The sequence below is a fragment of the Streptomyces dysideae genome (genome assembly GCF_001514305.1).
Classification (GTDB): domain Bacteria; phylum Actinomycetota; class Actinomycetes; order Streptomycetales; family Streptomycetaceae; genus Streptomyces; species Streptomyces dysideae.
The window spans coordinates 1-2,944 of sequence record NZ_KQ949099.1 but is presented as its reverse complement, the minus strand read 5'-3'; the positions used below and the strand labels follow the sequence as shown (position 1 = coordinate 2,944).

1 protein-coding gene and 1 pseudogene are annotated in these 2,944 nt (G+C 64.0%); both read right to left on the bottom strand.

Features of this window, described 5'->3' with window-relative positions; all coding sequences use genetic code 11:
• Positions 1-1,784, bottom strand: a 1,784-nt coding sequence (gene ltrA / locus AQJ91_RS31510; protein ID WP_079085355.1) for a group II intron reverse transcriptase/maturase, incomplete at its 3' end; no start/stop codon positions are given.
• Between the two features lie 671 nt (positions 1,785-2,455).
• Positions 2,456-2,944 (bottom strand): annotated as a pseudogene (locus AQJ91_RS31505) (IS630 family transposase); the annotation flags it as partial.

Sequence of the window (2,944 nt, the reverse complement as noted above, 5' to 3'; positions counted from 1 at the left end):
GGGCTGGTCAGAAGTGCTGGCGGCTTGCCGATGCCGGTGGTCAGCCGACGGTGGCAGTGGGTGTGGATCAGACGTGGGGCGGTGGATTTATCCGGCTTGCCGTTGCCCGCATCGGCGATGATCGCGTGTTTACGGATCGCCGTGCGGATGACCTTGAGCCACTGTTCCCACTGGTCGGGAGTTTGCGGCTCGTGGTCGGCGTGCAGCAACAGCCCTCCGCAGACTGGACATCGGCCGTCCTGCTTCTGCAACAGATGCAGGGTGCCTTTGCCCAGCGGGAGTTTGCCGCGGCGACGCCGCTTGGCCCAGAAGTCGACCAGGGTGGGATCGTCGGTCGACGCCGTTCCTGGCACCATCCGGTGCCGGACGATCGGCGTCCAGGCGAACTTGTAGAGGTAGAAACCGCTGGTGCGGTCCCCGAACACCCACCTGTCATGCCTGAACGGGTTGAACATGCCGAAGTACCGGTCGGTCACCCAGCGCTTCGACTTGTTCGCGTGGGAGAACTTGGCCCACTTGTAGACCAGCCTCCACACGTAGGCGTCCAGCGAGTTGAACGCCCGCTTGGACACCCCGATCCGGTAGTAGGCGGCCCAGCCCTTGATGATCGGGTTGAGCTTGGCGATCACTGCGTCGGCGTTGGCCCCTCGCAGGGCCAGCATCTCGGCGGCGAGCCGTTCCCGGATCCGCCGCAGGGCCGCGTTGCTCGGCTTGGTCAGCAGCTTGCCGCGATAGCGTCGGATGTTGAACCCCAGGAAGTCGCAGCCCTCATCGAGGTGGACAACGCGCGTCTTGTCCTCGTTGAGAGCCAGCCCCCGGGGCGCGAGCCATGCGGCGAGCCGTGCCTTGACCTGCTCGGCCTGTTCCTGTGAGTGGCACAGGGCGAGGAGGTCATCGGCGTAGACGACCAGAACCGGTGAGTCACGCGCCAAAATCGCGGCATCGCTGCCGAGAGTCTGGTAGCGGACTCCAGCGGCCTTTCCCATTCCGTGCAAGGTGATGTTCAACAACGCGGGACTGATCACCCCGCCCTGGGGAGTTCCCTCCAGCGTGGGGGCGAACCAACCTTTTTCGACCACACCCGCCTTCATCCATCCGGCGATCATTCCCCTTCCGGGAAACGAACCCAGCGACGTGAGCAGATTATCGTGGTCGATTCGGTCGAATGCCGCTTTCAAGTCGGCGTCGAGCACCCACAGGCGCTTGGCGGTCCTGCCGCACGCCGTCGTGTGGATGGCCACAATCGCGTCATGACAGCCACGGCCGGGCCGGAAGCCGTAGACCTTCGGTTCCAGCCGTGCCTCCCACTCGGGCTCCAGTGCATTCAGTGCCAGAGCTTGGAGGCATCTGTCAGCGATCACGGGAATTCCGAGCGGGCGCTGTTTTCCATTCGCCTTGGCGATATACACCCGCTTGACGGGCTTGGGTTTCCACGGGGCCGCGCCATGCTGGACCCAGTCGGCCAGCTCGGCCTTTTCCTGGGGCAGCAGGACGACTTTCCCGTCAACACCCGCCGTCTTGCGGCCAGCGTTGACCTCCGTGACCCGCCGCACACTCGCGAGTGTGTTGGCGCGGGAGCGGAGCATCAGCTTCTGTAGATTCCTGACCTTGGCCAGGTCTCCTGCCTGCGATGCCGTGAAGATGCGCTGCCGCAGACGCCGTACGTCGTCCTCGACCCTCCGCCAGTCGATCGACGGCCAGTCGGTGATCTCGTCCTCCGGTCCGTTCGCCATGCCGGCGGCGGTCGCTGCGGCTTGCGCCGTCCCGGCCGCGTGTGTCGTCATGACGTCCAACTTGTCCTTCGGTTCCGGTGTCTTCGGTCATCGTGCCTTCACAAGCTCACCAGACCCACGTCAGCACCCTTTCAGGTCGGGGTATCGGCCCCTATCCGGCCAGTTATGCGGGAACCGCCGACGGAGGTGTCGGCATGTGGTTCCCGGTTTCCTGCTGCCTTTCGGCCACCGGCATTCGCTTGCTGGGTCTTCCTGCGTCCGCTGGAGATTTGGGCCTTCCTTGCGGTTGGCTTACCAGGCCAGAAACTGTATTGCCTGGACTCCATCGGGGTTGTCACGTTCCGCATGAGAGAGATGCTGCCGGGGAGGGTGCCCTCTGCACCCCGGGGACGGCGGTGCACTCCCGACTGGTCAGATATCTCCGGTCGGCGCCTGCCGCTTTTCAAAGGCCAGTCCCTATCTCCCGCTGGAACAACCCATCGGCGAGAGTGCTCATGACGAGGCATCATCAAGGGTTCATTCGCATTCACCCGTCCGGCATTTCCCGGCCTGTAATCCCCGGATGGAACGGGAATCCTTGGGCCTTTCCTCAGGCTTCGCACCCCGCGATTACTCGCGACGCACGCTGAGGCGGGAACGAGCCCTGCGCACTGGCTCGGGTCTACACCTTCGACATCGTCGAACCTCCTTGGTGATTCCCACTCTTCTCAAGCGACTTCGTGTCGCACGATCTGGTTCAACCAGGAGGAGCCGACGGGGGTGAAGTGGAAGTGCACGTGAGGGTTCTTCGCCAGCCACGCCTTGACGTCCGGGGTGGTGTGCGTGGAGAGATTGTCCAGCACGATATGGATTTCGTTGCCGGCATGCGGCTTCACCGCCTTCTTCAAGAAGGCCAGGAAGGTCGCGCCGTTCCGGTTCGGCTTGCACTCGCCGAACACCTCGCCGGTGGCGATATTCAAGGCGGCGAACAGGTTCGTGGTGCCGTGCCGCACGTAGTCGTGGGTGCGTTTCTCGGTTGCGGCGAAGGTCACCGGCAGTACTGGCTGAGTGCGGTCGAGCGCCTGTACCTGCGTCTTCTCATCCACCGACAGCACGACAGCGCCCCCGGGCGGGTCCAGGTACAGCCCGACGATGTCGGCGACCTTTTCCGCGAAGGCCGGGTCCTTCGAGAGTTTGAAGGTGCCCGACCGATGCGGCTTGAGGTTCTCCTC